The following is a 25,710-nucleotide window of genomic DNA, read 5'->3' as shown; positions in this document are numbered from 1 at the left end:
CTAATAATGGAAAATAAAAAATCAAAAGGCCCCACCGTTTCCGAGAGAGCCAATAAGTAGGACGAGCATTTACTAGGAATATTATGACCAAGATCCGGATTTTTTGTGAGATGGGATAAGTCAAAGCTGTCTCTTGGGCGCAGCTAAGATATCAGGCTGCCTGTCAAGAAACTTTGCTTTTTTTTCAATTGCATTAATCAAAGACAGCTGGTTATCTTATCAAGAGTAACCAGCTGTCTTTGATTAATCCATTTTACATTCTACTAAGTTCGTGTCTCGATTCAACATTAGCGTCAGTTTAGTTTCTACCAACTCAGTTTCTAGATCTAAGATCGGTTTGGCATCCACTGGTTTACCCCCAAGATTATCTAAGGCTACAGAAAGCATGAGTTTTATGCGATTTAATTGATTAACTTCACTCGCTCCTGGATCATAGTCAATGGGAGCAATATTTGCTAAGGGATAAGACCGTCTAATTTCACGAATCATCCCTTTCCCTGTAATGTGATTGGGCAAGCAGGCAAATGGTTGCAGACAGACGATATTGTTAACCCCGCTTCGTATTAACTCGACCATCTCACCGGTGAGGAACCAACCTTCTCCCGACTGATTCGCAAGCGAGAGGTGTTTTTCCGCTAACTTGGCGATCTCACTGATGGATTTTGGAGCTTCAAAGCGCTTGCTGGCTTGCAAAGCCCTCTTCATCTCTTTACGAAGGGATTCTATTCTGTTGATCGAAATCATCCCAGACACCATTTCCCAAAAACTGCCCGAAAGTTGCTTATATTTAATACCATGATCAAAGGCACCATATAAAAGAAAATCCGTGAGATCCGGAACGACTGCCTCAGCCCCTTCTGCCTCCAACAATTCCACAATATTATTATTGGCAGTAGGATGGAACTTGACGAGAATTTCCCCGACAACCCCTACTTTTGGTTTGAGAAGCTCCTCATAGATCTCTAAATTATCAAAATCCTTGACTATTTGACGAATGTTCTCAGTGTAATCTTTGTTATCGCCACTTTTCAGGGATTCTTGGCACCGCTTAACCCAAGATTCATACAAGATATTAGCGGAGCCTGGAAACTTCTCATAGGGTCGAACTCGATAAAGAACTCGCATTAAGAGATCTCCATAAATAAGACCCCTCACGATTTGGTTAAACATAGCCAAGGTAAACTTAAAACCTGGATTGCTTTCAAGATTTGAGGAATTACCCGTATTTAAAGCAATGACTGGGACCTGTTCTAGATTTGCATCTTTTAAAGCTTTGCGAATAAAGGCGATATAGTTCGTTGCCCGGCAGCCACCACCTGTTTGGGTGATAATGACCGAAGTGTTGTTCACATCATAGTTACCAGATCTCAAGGCTTTCATTAATTGACCGACAACGATAATCGCCGGATAACAAGCATCGTTATGCACATACTTTAAGCCTTCATCAATGGCGGATTTATCCACAGAGGGTAAGAACTCAATCGTATAGCCCGCCCCTTCAAAGGCCGTCTTAAAGAACTGAAAATGAATGGGTGACATCTGCGGAGCCAAAATCGTATGGGTCTGCTTCATCTCTTTGGTAAACAGAGCCCTAGGGGGTAGATCATAGAGTTTGTGTGGGGTGAAATTCCGCTTGTCACGTTCGTTAATAGCCGCGATCAAAGAACGCAAGCGTATTCTCGCAGCTCCCAAATTATTAATCTCATCGATTTTCAAAACGGTATAGATCTTCCCATATGTTTCCAGAATCTCTTTTATTTGATCAGTGGTCACAGCATCAAGACCACATCCGAAGGAATTCAACTGGATCAAATCCAGATTTGTCTGTTTCGCAACATAGCTGGCTGCAGAATACTCCCTAGAATGGTAAACCCATTGATCGACTACACGCAAAGGCCTATCAACCTTGCCAAGATGGTGAATCGAGTCTTCAGATAAGATGGCAAACCCATAGGAGCCAATCATTTCCGGTATACCGTGATTAATTTCAGGGTCAATATGATAGGGTCTACCCGCCAGTACAATTCCCTTGATTTTATTTTCTTGGATATAATTAAGGGTTTCTTCACCTTTTCTTCTGACATCTTCCTGATATCTATCTTGTTCGGTATAAGCCTTCTTCATGGCTCGAGCAAGCTCATGCTTGGCTATGCCCTCAGGTTTTAATTCTTCCGCCAAGCGTTTAACCATTCTGCTCGGCTTATCCAAGGGCAAGAATGGGTGATAAAAGGTAACACTAGGTTCTCTAAGAATATCCATGTTGGCATTAATGGTCTCCGGGTAAGAGGTGACGATTGGACAGTTATAATGGTTGTTCGCCTCTGGATCTTCTTTTCGAATATAGGGAATACAGGGATAGAATAGTTTTCTTATCCCTTTTTTAATTAAATCAGTGACATGTCCATGGACGAGTTTAGCGGGGTAACAGGCTGAATCTGAAGGGATAGTATCCATGCCTTGTTCATAAATTTGTTTTGAGGATCGACCAGAAATTAAGACTTGGTAACCGAGTTCTGTGAAAAAGGTAAACCAAAAAGGATAGTCTTCATAAATATTTAAAACTCTAGGAATTCCGATCGAACCTCTCCAGGCCTTTTCCTTAGTCAAGGGTTTATAGTCAAACACTCTATGGTACTTATATTCGTAAAGATTGGGTATATCGTTCTTAACGACCTCTTTGCCTGTACCCTTTTCACAGCGATTACCTGAGATATACTCACTTCCGCCAGAAAACTTTTTGATACTGACCAAACATTTATTCCCGCATAACCCACAGCGTTTCATGGACGTTTCGATCTTAAAATCGCTCAAATCATTTCCCTGTACGAGACTAGTTCTATGCCCAATCTCATAGCGGCTTTTGGCGATCAAAGCGGCGCCAAAAGCGCCCATGATGCCTGCAATATCAGGACGGACTACTTCCTGTTGAGTAATTCGTTCAAACGCTCTCAGCACTGCATCGTTGTGGAAAGTTCCACCTTGGACGACGATTTTCTGGCCTAGATTTTCAACATTTCTCAGGCGAATAACTTTATATAAAGCATTCTTGATCACTGAAATAGATATCCCTGCGGAAATATCACTAATCTCAGCGCCCTCTTTTTGGGCTTGTTTCACTCTGGAATTCATGAATACGGTGCAGCGGGTCCCAAGGTCGACGGGATGTCTTGAAGCTTGGCTCAAACTAGCAAATTCTTTGACATCCATATCCAGAGAATGGGCAAAGGTTTCCACAAAGGATCCACAACCTGAAGAACATGCTTCATTTAAAGTGATGGACTCGATGACCCCATCTCGGATCACTAGGCTTTTCATATCCTGTCCACCGATATCTAAAACAAAATCGACACCCGGTTGGAAGAAATTAGCGGCAGTGTAATGAGCAACGGTTTCGATTTCGCCAATGTCAACCTGAAGGGCAGCCTTGATAAGATGTTCGCCATAACCGGTAACGGCAGAGTTCACGATGGTTGTGCCCTGATTGAGTTTTCCATACAAGCTTTTTAAGGCCTCAATGGTCGACTCTAAGGGGTTACCCATATTACTACCATAATGTGAATACAATAAGCTTCCTACTTCATCGACGAGAGCAATTTTAGTGGTTGTCGAACCAGCATCTATCCCAAGATAGGCGTTCCCGTGATAATTTTCAAGCTCCACTCGGTTGACTTTATGCAAGGCATGCCGTTCCTTAAACTCACGATAGTCTTCATCATTGGCAAATAGAATCTCTAACTCTTCCTTCTCAGTGTTATTGATCTTATGAATCGCGGGTATTTTTTCATCTAAACTCTCACAGGTAAAAAGCGCTTTATCTTGTGAAGACAAGGCTGCACCAATGGCCACAAAAAATTGGGAATCCTCCGGAAAAATTACATTTTCATCCTTTAAGTTCAGAGTTTTAATAAAGCGCTGTCTCAGCTCGGACATAAAATGGAGCGGACCGCCCAAAAACGCTACTTGACCAGTAATAGGTCGTCCTTGAGCCAGACCGCTAATCGTTTGATTGACAACTGCTTGTAAGACCGAGACTGCAATATCCTCTTTGGCGGCTCCTTCATTTAACAAAGGCTGCACATCGGTCTTGGCAAACACACCGCACCTTGAGGCAATCGGGTAGATGTTTTGTGAATTTTTGGCTAGTTCATTTAAGCCAGGAGCATCCGTCTGCAGCAAGGAGGCCATCTGATCAATAAAGGCCCCCGTACCACCGGCACAGGTTCCATTCATGCGTTGTTCGATGGATTCACCGAAATAGGTGATCTTAGCGTCTTCACCGCCAAGCTCTATGGCAGCATCCGTACTAGGAATCATAATCTTTATGGCCTTCGTACAGGCAATCACTTCTTGAATAAAAGGAACCTCCAAGTTTTGAGAAATATTATAGCCTCCAGATCCAGTAACCATTAAGGTCAATAAATGACCATGCAAACTAACTCTGGCATCATTAAGAATAGAAACTACTGTATTTCTAATATTGGAAAAATGCCTTAAATATTTCTTATAGACAATATTTTTTTCATTATCTAAGACTACAATTTTAACGGTTGTTGAACCAACATCCAATCCAATATTTCGAACTCTAATCATTTTTTTCCTCCACAGATGCATAGCATTTGATAAAGCTTTAATAACAAGTCGTTATTTGTCAGAGCTTATTCCTTTTGCGAAAATTTTAACATAACTTAAAACACTCATCTGAATATCTGTTTCAAAGGTAAGTTTTTTCATAACTAAAGACGTTATAAATAGACCAAAATTTGTCCTTAAAAAACTAATAGCCAACATATCTGGATTCTCTTGGATGACCCCTCTATGCCGCATTTCTTCGAAATAATAGTTTAGGAGTTTTTTAAACTCATTCGGAAATCTGAATAGCTCAATATTATAGTCAGAGTTCAATTCTTCATTTTTTAAATACATCAGAATGATCTTACGATTTTTATATAATATGTGTTGATAGGCGGAACAGATTTTAATCAAGTCCTTTTCTAAATCCCATTCTAAGCCGTCAAATAAAGCCTTGTATTTTGGAAAGAACACAAATCTATCAAAGGTTTTTTCGAACAAATTATGCTTATTTTCGAAATGCCTAAAGAGTGTCATTTCACAGACGCCTGCCTCTTTAGCAATTTCCTTAGTCGTTACCGCTGAATAACCTTTTTGTGAAAAGAGAAGAATGGAAGCGTTTAATATTTTATCTTCTGTCTTAAGTGAGCACATACTTCTTCTCCCATCACATTGATCTCTTGATGTTAGTTCTTACTAACATAATAATTGTATCATTCTCTTGGAATAACTTCAATCAACTTTATGGGACTAATCCCATTAGTTGCTCTTACAGTATACGCCACAAGGGGCGAAACAATCTTATAATATTAAGATTGTTTCGCCCTTTTTTTAAATATTAGTTCTTATAGCTTTAAGGGTTGAGTTATCCCCTCAATGCTAATTGGCAATTTAAAATGGTTGTAACAAACTTGCAGAAAGAAGTTTAGTTACAACCATTTTCTCAATGGTTTTGTGCAGTTTTTAATTGACTTACTAAGGTGTCACTTAATTTACCGGGCACCTCTTCATACCTCAGGAAATTCATCGTAAAGGTGCCTCTTCCTTGAGTGATACTCCTTAAATCAATAGCATAACGCATCATTTCCGCCTGTGGAACATGGGCACGAATCACCTGAGATTTTTCTCCAACCGACATTCCTAATACTTTGCCGCGTTTTCCATTCAGGTCACCAATCACGTCTCCCATAAATTCTTCAGGTACACTCACTTCTACTTCCACGACAGGTTCGAGCAACGTGGGTTTTGCTTGCTCTACCCCTTTTCGGAAGGCCATGATCGCCGCAAGTTTGAAGGCCATCTCTGATGAATCAACAGCATGATAAGAACCGTCACAAAGTGTGACCTTGATATCTGTTACAGGATAGCCGACCATAGTTCCTTCTGCCATGGCCTCCCTGATCCCCTTTTCAACGGCTGGAATGTATTGTTTCGGTACGGACCCTCCAAAGATGGACTCAGCAAACTCAAAGGGAGTCCCTTCCAGAGGTTCTATGTTAATCCAGACATGTCCATATTGACCATGCCCACCGGTTTGCTTTTTATGTTTTCCTTCTACTTTGACAGCCTTACGAATTGTCTCACGATAGGGAACCCGCGGAACCTTCATGGACACTTCAACACCGAACTTTCGGGCTAGTTTTTCCTGCAGGATTTCAAGCTGCATCTCTCCCATACCCGTTAAGATCAACTCTTTTGTTTCCGTATTTTTATGAATTGTAATCGTTGGATCTTCCTCAATAATACGGGCTAAGGTAGATCCCAGCTTATCCTCATCCCCTTTAGTCTTGGGCTGGATCGCCACGGATAAAGTCGGAATTGGAAAATCAATCCCTTGTAGTTCGAGAATATTTTCCTTACCACATAGAGTATCCCCAGTCTTCACTTCCACTAATTTGGCAACAACTGCAATATCCCCAGCTGCAACTATAGAAATGGGTTCTTGGCTCTTACCCCTTAAATAAAAGGGTTGCCCTATCTTTTCTTCTGACCCACGAGTTGAATTCATGACTAGAGTTTCGGCCTTAAACTTCCCCCCATAAACCCGGAAAAATGACATTTTACCGACATAGGGGTCCGCGAGAGTTTTAAACACTAAGGCTGCTTTATCTTTAATAACTTCAGGAGCTGGGACGGATCGAGCTAACAAATTCAGCAGATTTGTAATCCCGATATTTCTCGTCGCAGAACCGCAGAGCACCGGAATCACAAGATTTTGCTTTAACGCTTTCCTCAGGGCAGTTTGAATATCTTCCTCATTGAGTGCTTCCCCTTCAAGGTATTTCATGAGGATTTCATCATCCGCTTCAGCGGTTGCTTCAATCAATTGCTCTCTCATTAGTTCAACTTCATCTTTATATTCTTCGGGAACCTCGCTAACTGAAAATTTACCGCTTCCATTGTCTTCATAGTCATACGCTTTATTCTCGACAATATCGATGATTCCTTTGAATTCTTCTTCTTGCCCAATGGGAAGTTGTAATGCTACAAACCTTTCATTTGGATACGCACCTTTGAGTTGGTCTAACACCTTGCCATAATTAGCATTTTTTCGATCCAGCTTATTGACAAAGATCGCTCTGGGTAACTTCTGTTCTTCCATAACATTCAGCGTAATTTCGGCTTGCACCTCAAGCCCTGCAACCCCACAAAGCACTAAAACTCCACACTCCACAACACGTAGAGAACTCTTAACTTCCCCAAAAAAGTCCGAATATCCAGGAGTATCAAGAACATTAACCTTGACCCCTTGCCACTCAATAGGAATAAGACTCATACTAATCGACACTTTGTGTTTAACTTCTTCTGGTAGATAATCTGAGACGGTGTTTCCTTCAGATATTTTGCCAATGCGATTCGTCACACCTGAATTGTAGAGAAATGTTTCCGTCAGGGAAGTCTTACCTGCTCCACCATGCCCAACTAGACAAACGTTGCGAAGATGTTGTGTGTCATAGGTTTTCAAGACGATTCCTCCTTGATATGTTATTTAAGAAAAAGGACGGTGCCTTTTTACTTGCAACAGATAACTGGAGTCACTATGTCTAGATATCCCTAATTAGTCTTACTTATGAATTTTACTCTTACTTATGAATTAATAAGGGTCAAGTATCTTGATAACAGCTAATTTATTTGTTCGTAAGTTCCCCAGACCTGTGTTTGATAATTGCGCATCATACATTTTCCCATTGCCCAGACATCTTGGACCTGCAAATCTTTATCGAGGACGACAAGATCAGCATCGTACCCAACACGAATTATCCCTTTATTTTGTAGTCGAAGTACATTAGCAACATTAGCGGTGATCGTACGCAAGGCGACTTCTAACGGGAGTCCAAAGTGTATTACAGACTCTCTAATATCACGCCAGAGAACCTCAACTGAACCGATTCCCATGCCAATCAGCTCACCTGTTTCGTTATATTGTGGCATACTTCCATTTCCATCTGAAGTTACTGTAATTCGATTGTTGAGGATTTGACGTTGATTCAACAATTGTAAGACGGAGGGGACACGTAGCTCTACCGGAAAATCGTCACAGCCTGCAGTCAGATCGATATGACCCCCGGCTAGAAGAAACTCAATCCCTTGTTCAAGCAAGGAATGAGTGCGGTTGATATGAGTCGGCATAAATTGAGTAATCGGAATCTCCGTTTCTTCAAGGATCTTCCAGATAAGATCTAAGCCTCGTTTCCCCTCTCCAAGATGAAGATGAATCACTCCAGCCTTTTTCCCGAGCATTCCTCCTACTCGGGCCTGCGCAGCTAAACGTTCAAGTTCACTTATTTGGGGCTGTCCGGAGCGATGATCGGAAATGGCTACTTCTCCTGCACCTATTACCTTTTGAATCAAAACAAGATCTTGCTCTAGCGTTGGCAGCAGGGTTTTCATCGGGACCTGATAGGCACCACTGTAGATATAGGTGCTTATTCCCTCATCTTGCAGAGCATTCGCCTTAACGAGTAATTCAGCCATGGAACGGGAGACAGAATCTGTTCCCAAGCAGCCCACGACCGTTGTCGTTCCTGCTCGAGTTAATTGGGAAAGTTTAAGTTCTGGAGTACGCGAGGCAGGACCGGCTTCGCCCCCTCCTCCGCAAATATGGACATGGGCATCTATAAAACCCGGTACCAGTGTTTTGCCTTGAAGATCGACTACTTCCCCTTCTACAAACTCAGGAAGACTTAGATCTCTATCGATGGCTGCAATACTCTTCCCGACAATTAAGATATCTGAATTTACTGTGTATTCAGGACAATAAAGTTTGGCATTCTTCAGAAGTTTCCACACCATGACACACCCTCTCCTTGAGGTATAATGCCCCACTTTTGGATCGATATCCCACAATAATTAATATTTCTCTGTCTTCGTTAAAAAATCCTTTATACCCAGGGGGTGATCTGAAAATTTCACTGCATTTCTTGTTTTCCACAAGCATAAGGTTAAAGTGCAAGTTCAACTATTGATTGTGGAGGGTCAAATGACGAAAAGAACCTTTGTCTATGGTGCGACAATCCTCATGGGAGCAAATTTGTTAAACCGCCTGCTAGGCTTTGCCTACCAATATTTAATCATGAATTATATTGGAGGTGAAGCTTATGGCCTCTTCAATATGGTTTTCCCAATTTATATGTTGGCTCTTGTTTTCACAACGGCTGGAATTCCACTAGCCATTGCTAAAATGGTCTCGGAAGAAATTTCCCTAGGACGTCCGCAACACGCTCAATCCATCTTTCGACTAGCTCTCTGGCTACTCAGTATTTCTGGTGCCGTCGTCTCCATCGTCCTCTATTTTCTTGCCCCGCACCTTTCCCAGCGAATTTTTCCTGACCCTAGGGTGATGAATGTTTTTCTTATTTGCACTCCGGCAATCTTTATCGTCTCAGTGTCCTCAGTTTTCCGTGGTTACTTCCAAGGCTTGCAGAACATGGTTCCTACGGCGATCAGCCAAATTTTCGAACAAATTATTAGAGTCATCGTCGGTTATACTGCAGCGCTTCGACTTCTTGATCACGGAGTAGAATGGGCTGCAACAGGGTTAGCCTTAGGGATGTTGGCCGGTGAAGTGATTGGATTGCTAGCAATCATCTTTCAGTATCAAAGGCGCAAACCTAAACCGACCGGCGAGAGCCAGGCACCCGGTTATTCAAAACGCCAAATCCTAAGGCGATTATGGCACTTAGCCTCCCCTGTAACCGTCGGAAGGCTTCTCTCAACAGGCTTATCTTCTTTAGATGCTATCCTTATCCCAATGCGCCTGCAAGCAGCAGGCTATGGGGCACGTGAAGCCATAACCTTGTTTGGACAACTTGGAGGCTCAGCCTACACATTACTTTCCTTTCCTAGTGTCTTTACCTTCGCCTTAGCCGCTTCACTAGTCCCATCCATTTCTGAAGCGGCTGTTCGCCGTCAATTTCATATTGTCCGGGCCCGAAGCGCTGAAGCTATTCGTTTGACCATTTTAGTCGGTATTCCCTGTCTAATTATTCTCTTCTACTTTTCCCGGCCCTTGACGGCATTTTTCAAGAGTTCAGACATCTCCCCAATTTTACGTATACTAGCCTTTGGCGGCATCTTTTCGTATATACAACAAACCACAACTGGAATTCTCCAGGGACTTGGTAAGGTTCAGTTACCAGTCCTTCATTCCATCATTGCAGCAATCATTCGCTTTCCTGTCTTAATATACCTCACAGGGCTTCCCCAATGGGGTCTTAGAGGAACGGCCTGGGCCTTTGTGCTTGGTTACTTTATCGTGGCATCTCTGAATATTATGGCAATTGCCCGCTATACTGGAATGCCCTTAGACCTTCAACGCTTTATACTCCAACCATTAAGTGGAGGGGTTGGCATGCTTCTTGTGTTTCAAGGGTTAAATCCATTTTTGGGCGGACATGTTTTAGGTTATTTCATCGAATTTTTCTTAGGACTAGTCGTTTACGGTATAATCCTATTTATAAATGGTGGTATTGCTTTGCAAGATCTAAAACGACTTCCTTGGATTGGCAAGTTCCTTCCAATCTAATCTGGTCTAATTATTATTTCCAGAAACGACGGATTTGGTCTCCCCATTGCCAATAGGTTAAGAGAAACATGATAATAACAAATAATAAAGCTAAGATTTTGTAGACAAAATAAACTTTGATGACCGTTAAAAAGACCATAGCCAGACCTAAGAGCGCTGGTATTGTCAAAAGCTTAAGTAGTGAGCTTGATCTTTCTTTTTTATTAAATTTCGGATATGAAAAGACGATTACAAAAAGAATAAAGTAAAAAACAAACGTGCCAATAATCATGTAACTTCCTCCATTAGTAAATACACATTATATATCCATTATTTTAGTACTATAAACCGCCGCTGAAACGTGAATACTAGAATTGTCTTAGAGATTAATGAGAGGAGATGAACTTAATGAGTCGCAAAAAGAATAATAGCAACAGTGGTATATTGCCCAACGCTGTATTAGACCAATTCAAATGGGAAGTTGCCGAGGAATTAGGATTAAGTTCTAAGATCAAGTCTCAAGGCTGGGAAAACATGACCTCTCGTGAATGTGGCTATGTTGGAGGCCGAATCGGTGGTAGTATGGTCAAAACCATGATTCGGAGAGCAAAGGAATCTCTAAACACCCCTGTTGAGTGAAACGAATTCTTAGATCGCAGATTTTAAGTATAAAGGAGTACAGAATGATTCTGTACTCCTTTATTTATCTCGTTCAACAGACATGATGTCCGATTCACTCAAACGAGTTTGCCATACTTGAAGATCAGTGTAATCCGTCAAATCACTATGCATTGGAGTAATGGAAACAAAGCCATCTTGGATTGCTCTTAGATCAGTGTCACCTTCTTGATCCTGAGTTAAATTTCCACACTGCCAGTAATAGGTTTTTCCGTGAGGGTTAACACGTCGCTCAAACACATTCTCATAAACAGCCTTACCCAATCTCGTCACCTTAGCACCACGCCACTCTGTTTGAAGCTTACCTGGAAAATTAATATTCATTAATCCCTTTCGATGTTCCTCAACAAGGTAATCAAGGTGCTCAGCTAAATACAGGGCAGACGGTTCAAAGTTATCATATTCATAACTCGCCAGCGACACTGCTAAAGCAGGAATTCCAAGCAAAACGCCTTCCATTGCTGCCGAAACCGTCCCCGAATAAAAAACATCTGTACCTAAGTTTGAGCCTTGATTAATGCCAGAGATGAGGAGATCCGGCTTGGAGATAAGTTCCCCTTGTATCGCAATTTTTACGCAATCCGAAGGTGTACCACTGACGGCATACCCCTTCAGATCCCCGTCCAACTCATATTTTGTCAGAAACAAGGGTTGAAATAGGGTGATAGAATGTCCAGTGGCTGAACGCTGACTCTCTGGAGCAACTATACTAATGTCATGCTTTGTTTGAGATCTCAAAGTGCGATATAGGGTTTGAATCCCAGGCGCATGATAGCCATCGTCATTGGTCAGTAAAATATGCATGGTATTCCCCCGCTCACTCTACTTCGTAGACCGAAATCACCATTTTATCGTCTTTTTTAGTCAAGCCAAACATAAGTCGACGGTCTTTCAAATTCTTATTCAGAAAATCAACCACCTTATAAAGTTCTCCATTCACGCCAAGCCGCAGTGACGAAATTAGTTCAATTTTCCCTTGTCCTTCGGACGGGTTTCCTTGTTGTTCTCCCATAACATCCTCTTTCTTAACGTTTGTGTCCTTGAATTAGTGAAAAAGCTTCTGATCTTGTAATAGGATTGGTTTTAAATATGCCCCGTACAGCAGAGGTTAAGGTTTGGGATCCTGCTTTCTTAACCCCTCTCATGGTCATACACATGTGTTCTGCCTCGATGACCACCAAAACGCCTAAGGGGGTTAGTTCGCCCATTATGGCATCCGCAATCTCGGAGGTCAAGCGTTCTTGAAGCTGAGGTCTGCGGGCAAATCCTTCCACAACACGAGCGAATTTTGATAAACCCGTTATTTTACCTTTCCGTGGAATATAGGCAACATGGGCTTTACCATAAAATGGAACAAGGTGATGTTCGCACATAGAATAAACCGGAATATCCTTCACGATGACCATCTCTTCATGTTCTTCGGAAAATTGGACTTTCAGATGTCGACTCGGATCTTCATGTAACCCTGTAAAGACTTCTGCATACATCCTGGCCACACGTTTCGGAGTATCTCTTAACCCTTCTCGATCAGGATCTTCTCCAATAGCCTCGAGAATCATGTATACTGCTTGCTCAATCTTTTCTAAATCCATCCCCATAATCTATTTTCTCCTTTACTCTATGGTTCCTTGAGTTACTAACCTATTATAGTTGACCCATAAAAACGTGGGTCTGAGGAATTACTCGAATATTACGAAGTTTTTCCAGAAAAAAGCTTTGCCATTTCAAAAGCTGATCCGGCTTAGGAGCCTTTATTCCGTGCGTTGGTGTGACCGGTTGAAGAATTGTCTGGATCAAGGGGTCAACTCTAGCAATTAAATCACGAGCGATGTGAAGATTTATTAAACTAGTATCTTCTTGAACCACAAGTTTTATAAAAACTTCCTTTTGCAGGCTATAGCGTAAAAAGAATTCATGAACATCCCAGAAAACCTGACCATCGAAGGGTAGTTTAATATCCATGCTGATGATATCAACCCAAGGTAACACTTCAAGAAGTTGTTCGGGTAAAGTCCCATTGGTCTCTAGGTAAATCTTAAATCCTTTATCTCGTAACAAAGGCAGTAACACCTTTAGTTCCTTGACCCAAAGCAGAGGCTCTCCTCCTGTGATACTTAGAGAATGATGAAGATTAACGTCGTAAGTCTCTATGAGAGCAAGCAGTTTATCGATAGGAACTGGGTTGTCAAATTGTTTAAATAGCTGTGTGCCAGAATCTGCCTCCATCCTGAACTGTGGAGGTATTGAAGTATTTGTATCACAATAGGGACAGTTTAAGTTACAGTTTGGCAGGCGCAGAAAAATTTGTCTGACCCCAACGTAGGGACCTTCCCCTTGGATCGATGAGAAAATTTCTGTAATTGGTAGTTTAAGCATTACGATACCCCTCGAACTTTACAACGCGCAAGGCGCATCGATCCGACCTCAGCACAGTATTGTTTGGCGACGCTCTCTCCAAACCCTAAAACATCCTGAATCTTAAGATCAGCCAAACCGACGGTAGGAATCGGCGTATTGAGATTGGATACGTTTAGACCACAATGAATCAAGGTGGATACGGGAGAAAGGGTACTGATACTCACAGAGAGCTTTTTATCAGCCTCATAGAGATCATCCCCACTGCGGCTGAGGGTTCTCACTCCAAGCCTTTCGAGTTCTTCCTTTATTGTCGCGATAAGCAGTCTTTGCCGGATAATGGTCTTTTCTAAGTCCATCTCGAAATGCTCGACAATAAAATGCAGCATGTCCTCACTATAGATCCAGTCTTTGGCCAAGACATCCTCCATATCCACCATCTCGTCTTGTTCTACACGGCACGAGCCACGGAATACACTCATGCTATCTCCCATCAAGCCAAAGTTTTTGTAGGCAAACAAGGATTGAAGTTGACTGCCATCATAGTTGAGGGGGGTACGCAGGACTGTATATTTCATAACTATCCCTCTTTCTCAGCCCCGATAAAGAAAACTTGGCTGGTGCCCGCGAAGACACTGTCTTCGCACGGATTACCCTTCTTGCAGTATATAACGCTAGTTTATACTTTCTGATTGTATTAAAAATCTTGCCAAGTAAATTGTATTTTTATCCTGATATCTTATTGAAAACCAAATAGTTGAGTTACAAGTCCCTGAGCACCATTGGCAAGGAGAGCACGTTTTAGTCTTAGGCAGCTTTCGCATTGCCCGCATACTCTTTCCTCACTCTCATAACAGCTCCATATATGTTCAAAAGGGACGTGCAAGCGCAGCCCTTCTCGAACAATTTCCTTTTTCGAGTAAATCGAAGTCTCACTTACGATGGTCACCTGATTTTGAGTTGAAAAAGTGAAGCATATATTCATGGCAGCCATGAACTCTAGAGAGTTGTCTGGAAAGGTCGCAGCTTCCTCACTGTTAAAGCCTGTAATTAAAACAGCACCATCACCCATGTTTTCAGCATATACAGCCGCAATATTCAAAAATAAGCCATTGCGATTGGGCACCCATACCTGACGAGCACTTTTTTGTGCTTGCCCGTCAAGGTCATCGAGATCACTCAATTCCATCAGGGGCAGCCCTTCTGAACGATTCACAAGCGCGGAAAAGGTCTGCTCTTGCAAAAAAGGTAATGGCACAACCTTATGCGGAATGTGATAATGCTCAGCAATACTTCTCGCTGCCGAGATTTCACGTTGATTGGCCCTTTGCCCATAATCAAACGTTAAGGCTAAATCCACAACATTTTTTTCCAAATGGAGTGCCAAGGCAACGGTTGAGTCTAAACCACCCGATAGTAAAATGATTCCAGGCATCATTCGTCCCCCTTAAATAGAGCCCATGTATCGGGAGACTCGTAGACTTTAACCCACGCTAGGCGCTTGTCCTCAAGCACTAAGTCCTTTTTAAATTCCATAAACAGAAATTGCGCAAGATTTTCAGCTGTTGGATTGACTCCTTGGATACCAAAAGCTGGCTGATCATTTAACAAGCCATGATCCAATATCTTTAATGATTTTCGAACGGACTGCTTAACAACACTAAAATCGATCAACATTCCCAGATGATCTAGTCGTTGACCTTCAATACAGACTTCAACATCCCAGCGATGACCATGCAAGTTAGCACAATCTCCGTCATAATCTCTGATAAAATGAGCTGCATCGAAATGCGCTCGAACACATACCTGAAACATTTTACGCTCCTTATATGACAAATTACAGTCTATTTTATCATTATTATTCACAAAAGAAAACGAAATATCAATAAATTCATAAACTTGGTTTCTTGACCCTGGTTTTAAGTTGCTAGAAAGTGTAAACTTATCCATCGCTGAAAAGGAACCTTCAGATAGAGTAATCTAACTCTCTCTGAAGGTTCCTTGAACTTTGTAGCCTTATAGCCAGTCGCTCATTAAAATAACCCTTCTCCGTCAGGCAAGCTTTAAAGCCTTATTAAAGCAATCAATGGCTGTATCAGATTGATCAATTTGTTCATAAATATTACCCAGTAAGGCCCAGCCAGCTGAATGGTTGGGATCATTTTCAATCAACTGATTGAGTAAATCAATGGATTCCTGCCAATTCCCTTTGCGAGTAAGGCAAACACTTAAATTATAGAGAATTAGGGGATGATTGGGTGTCAACTCTAAAGCTTCTCGATAAACCTCTGCGGCTTTTCTTGTGCGTCCTTGATGAACCAAGGTAAAGGCTAAATTATTGAGCAGGATTGGATCTTTGGGATAGATGATAATGGCGCGATCTAATAGTTTTAAAGCATCTTGAGATCGGCCTAGATTTTGATAGACTGCAGCAAGGTTACTCAAACTTTCATAGTGATCCGGCTCATTTTTCAAGGTGAATTTGTAGTATTGGATTCCTTTTTTGATTTGATCATTTTGGATATAACAATATGCTAATCTCGCCGCTAAATCCGTAGTTCCACCGTAGCGAAGGGCTTTTTCAAAACTATCACAGGCGTCTGGCAACTGTTCTAATACTAAATGCATTTCGGCCTTCATTTCCCAATATAAGTACTCCCGTGGTCGGAGTTGACAACATCCTTGAAAGCACCTTAATGCTTCAAGATGTTCTTCGTGATAAGCATAAATCATACCCAAACGATAATTGGTTTCCACATTTTGAGGTGCAGCTCTCAATGAATTATCAAGTGCTTTAATCGCCTCACGCCAATCTCCGATTTCCAGATAGATGTCTGCGAGTAAATCCCAATACATCGCCATCTGAGGTAATGACTGAATTGCTTGCTCAATTTTTTCTTTGGCTTGTGGGATGAGTGCTTGACCAAGATAACAGCGGGAAAGCAGATAACTAATTTCATGTGAATTTTCACGATCGAATTCAAGACCTTCTAGATAATCTCTTGCTTCTTGAAATGCTTGAACCTCAATTAAATGACGCACTTCTCTTAAACGTAGCTTTGGCGATTCTCGATTTAACAAATCTACCCAATTTCGGATGGCATCATCCGTCTTGCCAAATCGTTGATACCATTTGGCTTGGAGAGAATTCCAGACATATGAATTTTGAAGAGAAGGCCATTTCTGTTTACGTCTCGAGGCCAAAGGTAAAGCCATAATTTCCGCCCCTTTATTTACTTATATTTCCATATTTACGTTCTCCTTTTAGGCTGCTTTCCCCTTCTCTTTATTCCTAAAATCGTACGTCAAATACCTTCCAGATGCCCAGTAATTCTCATAAAGTGAATGAATATCCACTTTTCTCGCCAGAGTTTAAAAATACTGTCCTTGATTCTTTATTTTCATTCATAATATCTACAAAAGGGAGTATCATCATTCACAAACTTACAAATTAAAGGAGAGGCGCACTTTACTGCGCCTCTCCACAATCTTTACAATGTCCGTAAAATTTCAAATCGTGGTCCATGACTTTAAATTGGTTGCGTTTGATAATCACAGCCTCCAGGGACTCTAATAAATCATCATCAAATTCCGAGACATTCCCACAGCGTAGACAGATGAGGTGATGATGATGATGTTCGTCCTTTCTGCTAAATTCGTATCTACTTCGCCCATCGCCAAAATCGTTTTTAAGTAAAACTCCTATTACAGCTAATATGTCTAAGGTACGATATACGGTTGCTAAACCAATTTCTGGATTTTGGTGTTTGACGAGCATATACACCTCTTCAGCACTCAAGTGGCGATCTACATGTTCTAAAAACGTTTGTAAGATCGTCTGGCGCTGTGGGGTTACCTTATAGGAATGATCGCGCAACATATTACAGATACTTTCAAATGTCTTTAATTCCTCCACCCCTTGACCTCCTCCACATATCTCCATTATATGTCAAGAAAACTCCTTTGAAAAGGGCATTCGCAGAATTTAACGATTAAACACCTCATACATGGCAAACTTGAGATAGTCTGTTTCTTCACTACCCAGTAGCACGGGGTGGTCAGCACCAGCACGCCTGAATTCAATAAGTCGCAATACTTTATGGGCATCCGCTGCTGCTTCTTGGAGCATCGTCAAGAAGCGCGCCGCACTCAAATGATAGGAGCAGGAAGCCGTCACTAAGATTCCTCCATTACGAACCAGCTTCATGCCCTGAAGGTTGATTTCTTTATACCCCCGGAGAGCACCTTCTATCGCTTGGCGATTTTTGGCAAAAGCTGGTGGATCTAGGATGACCACATCCCACGTTTTCTTATCTTTCACTTGTTCACGCAAAAAGTCAAAGGCGTTGGCTGCTATAAATTCAGTGCGATGCAGGAACCCATTAAGGAGTGCATTACTTTTAGCCATCTCAATAGCCTTCTCTGAAATGTCTAAACAGGTCACCTTTTTGGCACCATACTGACAGGCATGGAGCATGAAAGAACCCGTATGCGAAAAACAGTCTAATACCTCAGCACCGTCCCAAAAAGGATTTTTAATGGCTTTCCCTTTTGGATCGATAGGCAGCCCATTACTATCCACCTTAATCCCTCGCCCAGCTCCCCACCCTGTCATCAGAGGTTTCAGAGCAGCTCTATTTTCACGCTGATCAAAGAAATACCCAGTTTTTTGCCCCTCAGCAACATCCACTAAAATGCTCAATCCATTCTCACGAACTGTTACCTTAGTCTCAAAGGGTTGGTCTACAAAACCCATCCTTTCTTCGAGCCCTTCCAGACGTCTGACCGAAACATCACTTCGCTCAAAAATTCCAAGAGGGTTAAATAGTTTAATTAAGGCTTGATATATCCATTGGCGTCGCATTTCTATTCCTAACGAGAGAATTTGGACAACTAGGACATCTTCATATTTATCAATGATTAATCCTGGTAGGAAATCAGCCTCACCATGGACTACTCGACAAGATGTGGCTTCAGGTACTAGCCATTGTCGCCGTTTCCAAGCTTGTTCGATTTTACTGTAAAATAAGCTTTCATCAACGTCGTCTTCAGAATACGATACAACTCGAAGTATGAGTTGGGATAAAGGATTATAGAATCCTTGGGCTAAAAAATGTCCGACATGATTGACAATATGTACTATATCTCCGCCTTGAGGATTTCCCTCTATTTTTTCAATTTCACTGGGAAACACCCAGGGATGCCCCTGTTCAAGTCGCTTTTTACGATTTTGTTTTAGAAATGCTTTTGGCACAATCATTTTGTTCTTCCTCGCTTTCAGGTCCATCTACTAAAATGGGCGTATTGCTTAAGAATACCTCGAAAGTGGCAGAAAAGGAAGCTTAAGCTTCCTTCTCTGCACTACGAGACCCTCTAATTACCATCCCCGGTAAGGATAGGGATAGGGATAAGCGGCGTAAGCGGTAGGATACGCATAAGGGTAGGGGTATGGTGCATAACGAGGAGAAACAAAGGCTCCAAGACCAAAACCTAGAGCAAAGGGGAGTAAAAACATAAGAGCAACTCCTTCCTGAGATAACCTATCTTCTCCCTGCATTATATGTAAATTATTGCCATTTTGGTGACTAAAAAACCGTCCCTTCAAAAGGACGGAGAATAGTTAGTTGAAACGTACTTGCTTATGAGAGACGATCACGAAGAATATCCAATACTTCATCAGCACTTCGACCTGCTGCATTTATAATTGGCATTTTAACGGGCCAATCTGGAGCTATCAGCGACGTTCCGTTCCCTTTAACAACTGCGGCGCGGACATTTTGCAATTTTTCACCCTCTAAAGGTGTGGTTTTAAATCCCCCGGCATGTAACGCTTGAATCACATTATCGAGCCCATCTTCTACTGCTATAGTTTTATACATTTTCTCACCTTCCTCACTTAAGCTCTATTTTTCCCCAATAGTCTCAACCTATACAATCCTATTTTTTAAAAATCAAAGCTCTCTTTGAAGCTAATCTGATAATCAACTGATAAAAGAGGATCTTGAATTAGGATTCGGGGGGCAGGTTCAGGAAACATTGCCTCCACTGTGCAGGACATTACGCTCTGAGTTTCCACAGCGAGTTGGATGGTATTTTTCTGAGGAGGCGTCCTTTGCAGGATGATTGAATAGGTTCCAGAGGATTGTTCTATTCCTCTAAGTTGTAATTTTTTGGGTAGTTTAGACATCGGTAGAAATTCGTCGGTCTGTAGTTCAAAAGGTTGATCACTTTCTAAGATAAAACGGATTAAATAAGGTTCACTGGAATAGTTTAATTTGAGAGCAACTTCTAGGGATCTCTGTGAATTTATAATTTTCTCTACCACTGAGGTATCGATACTAAGGGGGGGGTTTTCATTGAGTACTGGTACATAAAGACTCTTGCCTTGCTGGCCATTCAAATCAGTCACTACTTTACGTGGCAATTCTTCATTCGAAAAAACATGTAAGAACCCTTCCGATCTTCCAGACCACTCTTCTCGAACAACAACCGTCTGTGGGTAATCTCGGGTGTACATTGGGACCAACCCCAAGGATAAAATCAGTAAGCCTGTCAGAACTAAGGAAGGTTTGCGCACATGATTCAATAGTTGCTTAGCAAGTTTTCTTTGTGTGATAGCTACATGCAATGCAGCTAGCAAGAAAGGAATTAACAGCAAGCTGTATATAACCAAGAAAATTAAAAAGTGGTTATGTATTGCCTCATAATAGCTTAGCCACTGCGGAGAATTTAAAAGCTCATAGTGCATCCAATAGATAAAATAGGGACCGATCAAAACTAATATAATGTTCGGTAAGAAAAACTGCAGATTCAGGCACAACAACCAAAATACAAACGGAAAAGCAAGGTCAATTCGATTGAGCGCTAATACTAAACTAAGTACTAACAAGATCAACACTCCGATAAACCAATAGAGCTGGGGATCTCGTGCTAGTGGAAATGAATCTAACCAACTCGCTAGAATTAGAAAAATCCCTAAGCCAATTCCTATACGAACAACAAGAAAGAGTGTTGGATAAGCGTAGTAGATGAACGTCGCCTGTTTAATCCATTGCCAAAGAGCTTCACTAATCCCACTTAAGCCAATTACAATAAGACTCATCAACAGAGTAATCCCTAGAATCAGCAAAACCTTTTTACCGTCCAATCTAGGCTTTTGAGCACGAATTTTAATTAATTTAATGACAATCAACCCCGTGACTAGCAAGGTGAAAAACGTGAAGATACGAATTCCATGACTTGGGACAATGATAACCTTCTTACCCATTTGAAACGGTAGATATAACTCATCCCAGTTCTGAGGTCCTAGCTTTTCTAACCTTATAGACCTTAGCAAGCGCTGGGAATAGTCCCCAATCTTCTGCATCTCTTCCAGAGAAACACGATCTAAGCGATCTTCTGGTCGATGATAGTATCCAGAAGGGCGTCCAAAAATTCCTAAACCCAGTGCAGGAATTCCTTGATCTAAGAAGGGGCTAAAATCACTCGTCCCCCCTTGAGAACTATCACGGGTCATTATGATGGAATCTCGACTGAGATGGAAAGGGATATTGCTTTCCCCAGCTAAAGCTGTAACCTGCTTAATCAGTTCCGGTGGAGCAGACTTTTTACCAGCCACATCAATTTCTAGAGGGGTTCCAACCATGTCAATATTAAGCATCCAACGCACAGCGGATAAGTCTGCTTGTGAGGTATAGTATTGTGACCCAACCAGCCCGAACTCTTCTGCTCCAAAGAATACAAGCTGATAGGTTTCTTCATGGGGTTCCTTACTTAATACTCTGGCAAGTTCCAGTAAAAGGCCGACTCCGGAGGCATTATCCACTGCTCCAGGGGCATTAAATGTTGCTGAATCATAGTGGGCACCTATGATAATTGTATCTGGACGTGATCCCGGTAATTCGGCAATGATGTTTTGGCTATTGATCAGTTCGACTCGTTGTTCAGGCTGCAAGATTGAAACTTCGCGAACCACAACCTTGCTAAAGGGTTGTTCGCGCACCTTCCAACCATTTTGAGTTAGTACGTAATGAATATATTGAGCAGCCTTCAACTCTGACTTACTTCCCGCAGGTCGAGGCCCAACTTTTTGCACGAGATATTTAACATGCTCATAGGCCATTGTCGCGGAAAAATCCTCAACAGCATCATTGGAAGTTGGAGTAAGCTTGGGTCTAAAACTATTAAATCCGAAAAAAACCATTAGACTTCCCAAAACTATGAACACGATCATGATCGTCTTGGAAACCTTCATAATCTATTACCCCTTCGAAGTTCAAACTCACTTTGCCAATTCTTATGAAAAACTTCTTAGGGTTATTCCTCACAACGGTTTTAACCGCTTGGACATATATGGTATACTGTAATTAATATTTAACTTTGGGAGAAGTAGCGCCATGTCAAAACAGAAATCCTACCTTTCAATCCTAATTCTACTATTGTTTAGTCTGTTGTTCTTAAGCGGTTGTACGATTAAATTACCAAAACTTTTCCCTGAAGAAATTCCAATTTCCAACCTACCCGCTGATGCACTTCTAGTGGATAAAGAGGAGATCTATGAACGAACATTAACTCTCATTCAGTCTGCACAAACGTCAATCTACGTTGAGCAGGCAGAATTTGATGACCCTCGCCTTATTGAGCTTCTCCTTGAAAAATCCAGCTCAGGTATCGATGTCCGCATTCTCTTAGACCAATGGCAAAAGGTAAATCGAGCAACTCTCGATAAATTCAAAAATCAAAATGTTTCTGTCCAGTTTTATCCTGCTCAAAAAGGCCAGTATAACCACACTAAGAACTTAATAGTTGATCAGACCCGAGCTATTGTTTATGGTCCTCACTGGACAGAGTACGGATTTCAGACCCACGATCTTGCTCTCGAGTTATCCGGCAGATCCGCCTGGAAGGCAGCTACCTTGTTCTCCAAAGATTGGGAATTCACCACAACATTCCCTTTAAATGTCCCCAAGACATCCTCCCTACCGGAAGATAATATTATCTTAGCTACGAACGCTAATGTCCGACAACAACTTGCCGATCGAATCTCATCTAGTACAACTTCAATCTGGATTGAAAACACAGAAATTACAGATCCAGATTTAGTACAGGCCCTAATTGATGCTGCTGGTAAAGGATGTGACGTTCGGCTAATCCTTGATCGCGCTGTAACCACTAAGAATCCAGTGACTCTCGAAACCTTAACCGCCGCCCAGGGGGTTCAGATTCGGTATTACCCCAGCGAACCACCACTCGGAATGAGCGTAGGCATTTTTGATAATAAGTCGTTTATCTTAAGCAGTTCAGGTTGGACACGCTATTCATTTCTCGCCAACCATGAATTCTCCACAACCGTCCCTTCCCCTACTGCATCCATTCGATTAGGCGAGATGTTCTTACAGGACTGGGAAAAAAGTTCTGAATAACTACTGTGGCTATTTTCTTGCAAAGGTAAAAGACAGGCTCATGCCTGTCTTTTACCTTTGCAATTATTTTTTGGGATCTGACTCTTGATCAGCTAATTCCTCAAGTCCTTCTAAATGTTGGCAATCTGCGAGGATGCTGGGGATCCATTTTTGTCCTTCTACTTCAAGAATATTTAAGGCCGTATTATGTTGCCAAGGAGTTTTTGCCCACTCATGTACTTCAAAACCCAGTGCTTTGGTAATCAAAAGCTTTAAGGTCAAGCCATGAGTTACTAGACAAACCGTTTCTCCTGAATGAGCTTGAATGATATGTTGCACAAAATTCCAGGCCCTTTCCATGACTCCCGTCATGTTCTCTCCGCCTGGTGTAGTGACTAGATGTGGTTCTGAGTCCCAAATCTTAAAGATATCCGGATAGGTTTCCCGTAACTCTTGCCAAATACACCCCTCCCACTCTCCAAAAGAAAACTCACGAAGTGCAGGATTTAAAGACAATTTGCCAAGACCCAGCTCAAGGCGTATCTCTTCTGCTGTTCCAATCGCTCTTTGGGAATCACTGGAGTAAATATGATCAATCCGCTCGTTCTTAAGCCGAAGAGCTAAGGAACGGGCCTGAAGTATTCCCTTTTCCGTAAGCGGAGAGTCTAGACTTCCTTGAACTCGTCCTTCAATATTCCATAAGGTCTGACCGTGGCGCGTTAATATGATTCGAGTCATCAATACACCCCTTCAATCAAAAGGGTAGGGAATAATCCCTACCCTTCCCCGACTTGCCGTAAGATTCCAGGTTTCTGACCCTGCTCTCGCAGGTGGGTACCTAGTCCCAATTTTCCAACTTCCCTTATTCACACGGATAGGGCCTGTTGTACTAATTTGACATTTAGCTCCCTTGTCACATAATAGGATCAAAACCATGGTAATCAATACGCACAAGCTAGGTTATGTTACTATTATACCACCACTAGACAAAAAAATCTCTAGCAAATCTCGGAAATTATCGTTTCCGCATTTTGTCCTCAATTTCTGCTAATCGATCTTGAAGTAAGGCAATCGCCATTTCTTGATTACGTACTCGCCGCTTTAAGTGATCCACAAGCTGCGTAAGTTCTTCTACATCTTCTGAGATTGCTTCAAGAACTCCACCAGAACGAAGCGTTTCCTCATTGCTGATATCCTCTGGAGCTTGAGTTTTTTCCAAAGGGTTTTCGATTGAATTTTCCGCAGCGCTCAGAGGAGCTAAAAGATAATGAAACTTCGCATATCTAGAATTACGTCCAGGATGAACTTCTATAACTCCATCTTCAGCTAATGCCTGAATTGCTCGTTTCAAAGTTACACTTGCGGCACCTGTTTCTCGTTGAATATCTGAATATGCTAATTCGAAATCCTTACCTTGATACATACTAGAAATCTTCTCGAAAAATTCGACAAATTTCCGATGGGTTTTTTCCTTTAATCTCAATGCTAGTCCATCCTTCCCAATATTAATTAAATAATTCTTAAGAATAATTAATATTATATCAAATTTACGAATAAATGCTATACTGAATATTGGTAATAGTTAAACTTTAATTCGAAAGTAGGGTTTAATTCATTTATCCCCATAAAGTTTTTGAATTACTTCATCTGACAAGCCAAAGGTATGTTCATCTGCTGGAAAGAGACTAAATTTAACTTCCTCGTGATATTTATGAATGGATTGAACTGCTTCTTGTCCTAGTTGAGCAAATTGCTTAACAAATTTTGGTTTAAAGCGTTCAAAGAGTCCCAGTAAATCGTGAAATACCAAAACTTGACCATCACAATCCAGCCCTGCCCCAATTCCAATCGTAGGAATTTTCAATCCTGTGGATATTTGGGCAGCTACTTGTCTTGGTATGGCCTCGAGAACCAGTAAGAATACCCCAGCCTGTTCTAGTGCCTGACTGTCCTTAACCAACTGTACAGCACTCTCAAGGTCTCGACCCTGAACCTTAAACCCGCCCAATTGGTTTGCCGTTTGGGGGGTAAGGCCAATATGTCCTACAACAGGAATTCCTGCACGAGTTAAGCTTTCAACGATCGGAACAAGGTTTAAGCCTCCTTCGAGTTTTATTGCGTCCGCTCCCCCTTCCTTAATCAGTCTCCCAGCATTGATTATGGCAAGATCGAGTGTCGCATAGCTCATAAACGGCATATCAGCAATGACAAACGTTTTTGCAGCACCCCTGCGGACGGCTTTTGTATGGTGGAGCATGTCTTCCATAGTTACTGGAACAGTGGAATCATAGCCTAAAACTACCATCCCTAAAGAATCCCCGACTAAGATTGTGTCGACGCCTGCATCTTCTACTAACTTGGCTGAAGGATAATCATAGGCTGTTAACATACTGATTTTTTCACCAGCTTGTTTCATTTTTTCAAAATCAGGAATAGTCTTTTTCATTGTCCATTTTACCTCCCTTGTTAAAGTTCATACTTTCGCTCTACATTTTTAATACTCTTTTATACTGTCAATTAGTCATACTCCTTCAAGTTTAGGCATAGGTAGATATCAGTCAAAGGAGGGATAACCATGTCAAAATCCTTTCATTTAAGCTTAATTCTAAAAGGAATTCTCTGGGCGGCGATCTTAGCATTGTTATTGTCTCTGTTCTTTGGTGTCCTACTCTCTTACACATCACTCCCTGAATCAGAACTGTC

General features: G+C 41.7%; 23 protein-coding genes and 1 other RNA gene. 3 read left to right on the top strand and 21 right to left on the bottom strand.

Annotated elements, in window-relative coordinates:
- Positions 1 to 243: 243 nt before the first annotated feature.
- From JL57_RS10225 to iadA, 4 genes are all read right to left on the bottom strand, one after another.
- Complete coding sequence (locus JL57_RS10225) at positions 244 to 4,590, bottom strand: 2-hydroxyacyl-CoA dehydratase (protein WP_034141949.1); 4,347 nt, start codon at positions 4,588 to 4,590, stop codon at positions 244 to 246.
- Between the two features lie 51 nt (positions 4,591 to 4,641).
- Positions 4,642 to 5,223: a TetR/AcrR family transcriptional regulator gene (locus JL57_RS10220; protein ID WP_034141948.1), complete on the bottom strand. Its 582-nt coding sequence runs from the start codon at positions 5,221 to 5,223 to the stop codon at positions 4,642 to 4,644.
- Between the two features lie 289 nt (positions 5,224 to 5,512).
- Positions 5,513 to 7,534, bottom strand: a complete 2,022-nt coding sequence (fusA, locus tag JL57_RS10215) for an elongation factor G (RefSeq protein WP_034141947.1) — start codon at positions 7,532 to 7,534, stop codon at positions 5,513 to 5,515.
- 158 nt (positions 7,535 to 7,692) lie between these two features.
- A complete protein-coding gene (iadA, locus tag JL57_RS10210; RefSeq protein WP_034141963.1) occupies positions 7,693 to 8,859 on the bottom strand; it encodes a beta-aspartyl-peptidase in 1,167 nt (388 codons plus the stop codon).
- Between the two features lie 190 nt (positions 8,860 to 9,049).
- Here iadA and JL57_RS10205 point away from each other — a divergent pair, with 190 nt between their 5' ends.
- Positions 9,050 to 10,594 carry a polysaccharide biosynthesis protein gene (locus tag JL57_RS10205; RefSeq protein ID WP_034141946.1) on the top strand — a complete coding sequence of 515 codons (1,545 nt, stop codon included), beginning with the start codon at positions 9,050 to 9,052 and terminating at the stop codon, positions 10,592 to 10,594.
- Between the two features lie 13 nt (positions 10,595 to 10,607).
- Here the strand turns inward: JL57_RS10205 and JL57_RS10200 are convergent, their stop codons facing one another.
- Positions 10,608 to 10,865 carry a hypothetical protein gene (locus JL57_RS10200; protein WP_034141945.1) on the bottom strand — a complete coding sequence of 86 codons (258 nt, stop codon included), beginning with the start codon at positions 10,863 to 10,865 and terminating at the stop codon, positions 10,608 to 10,610.
- A gap of 116 nt (positions 10,866 to 10,981) precedes the next feature.
- On the opposite strand from JL57_RS10200, the gene JL57_RS10195 reads away from it, so the two are divergent.
- Entirely contained in the window at positions 10,982 to 11,212 is a 231-nt protein-coding gene (locus JL57_RS10195) for an alpha/beta-type small acid-soluble spore protein (RefSeq protein WP_034141944.1), read from the top strand.
- 60 nt (positions 11,213 to 11,272) lie between these two features.
- Here the strand turns inward: JL57_RS10195 and surE are convergent, their stop codons facing one another.
- The 12 genes from surE to JL57_RS10135 form a co-directional block, all read right to left on the bottom strand.
- A complete protein-coding gene (gene surE / locus JL57_RS10190) occupies positions 11,273 to 12,055 on the bottom strand; it encodes a 5'/3'-nucleotidase SurE (protein ID WP_034141943.1) in 783 nt (260 codons plus the stop codon).
- A 13-nt stretch (positions 12,056 to 12,068) separates the two neighbouring features.
- A complete protein-coding gene (locus JL57_RS10185; protein ID WP_034141942.1) occupies positions 12,069 to 12,263 on the bottom strand; it encodes a YpmA family protein in 195 nt (64 codons plus the stop codon).
- Between the two features lie 13 nt (positions 12,264 to 12,276).
- Entirely contained in the window at positions 12,277 to 12,849 is a 573-nt protein-coding gene (gene folE / locus JL57_RS10180; protein WP_291299927.1) for a GTP cyclohydrolase I FolE, read from the bottom strand.
- A gap of 46 nt (positions 12,850 to 12,895) precedes the next feature.
- Positions 12,896 to 13,627, bottom strand: a complete 732-nt coding sequence (locus JL57_RS10175; RefSeq protein ID WP_034141941.1) for a 7-carboxy-7-deazaguanine synthase QueE — start codon at positions 13,625 to 13,627, stop codon at positions 12,896 to 12,898.
- The gene (locus JL57_RS10170; RefSeq protein ID WP_034141940.1) at positions 13,627 to 14,184 is read right to left on the bottom strand and encodes a DUF366 family protein; all 558 of its coding nucleotides are present in this window, start codon (positions 14,182 to 14,184) and stop codon (positions 13,627 to 13,629) included. The genes JL57_RS10175 and JL57_RS10170 overlap by 1 nt, the downstream gene beginning before the upstream one ends.
- Before the next feature lie 161 nt (positions 14,185 to 14,345).
- On the bottom strand, positions 14,346 to 15,041 hold the full coding sequence (queC, locus tag JL57_RS10165; RefSeq protein ID WP_034141939.1) for a 7-cyano-7-deazaguanine synthase QueC: 696 nt from the start codon (positions 15,039 to 15,041) through the stop codon (positions 14,346 to 14,348).
- The gene (queD, locus tag JL57_RS10160; protein WP_034141961.1) at positions 15,041 to 15,421 is read right to left on the bottom strand and encodes a 6-carboxytetrahydropterin synthase QueD; all 381 of its coding nucleotides are present in this window, start codon (positions 15,419 to 15,421) and stop codon (positions 15,041 to 15,043) included. The genes queC and queD overlap by 1 nt, the downstream gene beginning before the upstream one ends.
- A gap of 237 nt (positions 15,422 to 15,658) precedes the next feature.
- Positions 15,659 to 16,822, bottom strand: coding sequence for a tetratricopeptide repeat protein (locus JL57_RS10155; RefSeq protein ID WP_034141938.1), 1,164 nt, complete (start codon positions 16,820 to 16,822; stop codon positions 15,659 to 15,661).
- A gap of 253 nt (positions 16,823 to 17,075) precedes the next feature.
- Positions 17,076 to 17,522 (bottom strand): Fur family transcriptional regulator, encoded by a 447-nt coding sequence (locus JL57_RS10150; RefSeq protein ID WP_291299926.1) that lies wholly within the window; start codon positions 17,520 to 17,522, stop codon positions 17,076 to 17,078.
- Between the two features lie 69 nt (positions 17,523 to 17,591).
- Positions 17,592 to 18,866, bottom strand: coding sequence for a class I SAM-dependent rRNA methyltransferase (locus tag JL57_RS10145; RefSeq protein ID WP_291299925.1), 1,275 nt, complete (start codon positions 18,864 to 18,866; stop codon positions 17,592 to 17,594).
- Between the two features lie 379 nt (positions 18,867 to 19,245).
- Positions 19,246 to 19,485 (bottom strand): YkuS family protein, encoded by a 240-nt coding sequence (locus tag JL57_RS10140; RefSeq protein ID WP_034141936.1) that lies wholly within the window; start codon positions 19,483 to 19,485, stop codon positions 19,246 to 19,248.
- Positions 19,486 to 19,550: 65 nt separating this feature from the next.
- Entirely contained in the window at positions 19,551 to 21,860 is a 2,310-nt protein-coding gene (locus JL57_RS10135) for a M28 family metallopeptidase (protein ID WP_034141935.1), read from the bottom strand.
- Positions 21,861 to 22,002: 142 nt separating this feature from the next.
- Between JL57_RS10135 and JL57_RS10130 the strand changes: the two genes are divergently transcribed.
- Positions 22,003 to 23,028 (top strand): phosphatidylserine/phosphatidylglycerophosphate/cardiolipin synthase family protein, encoded by a 1,026-nt coding sequence (locus JL57_RS10130; RefSeq protein WP_034141934.1) that lies wholly within the window; start codon positions 22,003 to 22,005, stop codon positions 23,026 to 23,028.
- A gap of 63 nt (positions 23,029 to 23,091) precedes the next feature.
- Here JL57_RS10130 and JL57_RS10125 read toward each other — a convergent pair whose 3' ends face one another.
- The 4 genes from JL57_RS10125 to panB all read right to left on the bottom strand — a co-directional run bounded on the left by JL57_RS10125 (position 23,092) and on the right by panB (position 25,453).
- Positions 23,092 to 23,745, bottom strand: a complete 654-nt coding sequence (locus tag JL57_RS10125; protein ID WP_034141933.1) for a histidine phosphatase family protein — start codon at positions 23,743 to 23,745, stop codon at positions 23,092 to 23,094.
- 41 nt (positions 23,746 to 23,786) lie between these two features.
- A non-coding RNA gene (gene ssrS, locus JL57_RS34050) (6S RNA) lies at positions 23,787 to 23,972 on the bottom strand.
- Between the two features lie 50 nt (positions 23,973 to 24,022).
- Complete coding sequence (locus JL57_RS10120) at positions 24,023 to 24,490, bottom strand: hypothetical protein (RefSeq protein WP_034141932.1); 468 nt, start codon at positions 24,488 to 24,490, stop codon at positions 24,023 to 24,025.
- A gap of 129 nt (positions 24,491 to 24,619) precedes the next feature.
- Positions 24,620 to 25,453: a 3-methyl-2-oxobutanoate hydroxymethyltransferase gene (gene panB / locus JL57_RS10115; protein WP_034141931.1), complete on the bottom strand. Its 834-nt coding sequence runs from the start codon at positions 25,451 to 25,453 to the stop codon at positions 24,620 to 24,622.
- Between the last annotated feature and the right edge of the window lie 257 nt (positions 25,454 to 25,710).

This window comes from Desulfosporosinus sp. BICA1-9 (assembly GCF_000802135.1).
This window is presented reverse-complemented; position numbering and strand designations above follow the sequence as displayed.

Coding starts and splice junctions, on each gene's coding strand:
- JL57_RS10200 (WP_034141945.1), bottom strand. CDS start 10,865: ATGATTATTGGCACGTTTGTTTTTTACTTTATTCTTTTTGTAATCGTC.
- JL57_RS10225 (WP_034141949.1), bottom strand. CDS start 4,590: ATGATTAGAGTTCGAAATATTGGATTGGATGTTGGTTCAACAACCGTT.
- JL57_RS10145 (WP_291299925.1), bottom strand. CDS start 18,866: ATGATTGTGCCAAAAGCATTTCTAAAACAAAATCGTAAAAAGCGACTT.
- JL57_RS10175 (WP_034141941.1), bottom strand. CDS start 13,627: ATGCTTAAACTACCAATTACAGAAATTTTCTCATCGATCCAAGGGGAA.
- panB (WP_034141931.1), bottom strand. CDS start 25,453: ATGAAAAAGACTATTCCTGATTTTGAAAAAATGAAACAAGCTGGTGAA.
- JL57_RS10125 (WP_034141933.1), bottom strand. CDS start 23,745: ATGACTCGAATCATATTAACGCGCCACGGTCAGACCTTATGGAATATT.
- surE (WP_034141943.1), bottom strand. CDS start 12,055: ATGCATATTTTACTGACCAATGACGATGGCTATCATGCGCCTGGGATT.
- JL57_RS10185 (WP_034141942.1), bottom strand. CDS start 12,263: ATGGGAGAACAACAAGGAAACCCGTCCGAAGGACAAGGGAAAATTGAA.
- JL57_RS10220 (WP_034141948.1), bottom strand. CDS start 5,223: ATGTGCTCACTTAAGACAGAAGATAAAATATTAAACGCTTCCATTCTT.
- JL57_RS10195 (WP_034141944.1), top strand. CDS start 10,982: ATGAGTCGCAAAAAGAATAATAGCAACAGTGGTATATTGCCCAACGCT.
- JL57_RS10155 (WP_034141938.1), bottom strand. CDS start 16,822: ATGGCTTTACCTTTGGCCTCGAGACGTAAACAGAAATGGCCTTCTCTT.
- JL57_RS10135 (WP_034141935.1), bottom strand. CDS start 21,860: ATGAAGGTTTCCAAGACGATCATGATCGTGTTCATAGTTTTGGGAAGT.
- JL57_RS10205 (WP_034141946.1), top strand. CDS start 9,050: ATGACGAAAAGAACCTTTGTCTATGGTGCGACAATCCTCATGGGAGCA.
- queD (WP_034141961.1), bottom strand. CDS start 15,421: ATGTTTCAGGTATGTGTTCGAGCGCATTTCGATGCAGCTCATTTTATC.
- JL57_RS10140 (WP_034141936.1), bottom strand. CDS start 19,485: ATGTATAAAACTATAGCAGTAGAAGATGGGCTCGATAATGTGATTCAA.
- JL57_RS10170 (WP_034141940.1), bottom strand. CDS start 14,184: ATGAAATATACAGTCCTGCGTACCCCCCTCAACTATGATGGCAGTCAA.
- JL57_RS10130 (WP_034141934.1), top strand. CDS start 22,003: ATGTCAAAACAGAAATCCTACCTTTCAATCCTAATTCTACTATTGTTT.
- queC (WP_034141939.1), bottom strand. CDS start 15,041: ATGCCTGGAATCATTTTACTATCGGGTGGTTTAGACTCAACCGTTGCC.
- folE (WP_291299927.1), bottom strand. CDS start 12,849: ATGGGGATGGATTTAGAAAAGATTGAGCAAGCAGTATACATGATTCTC.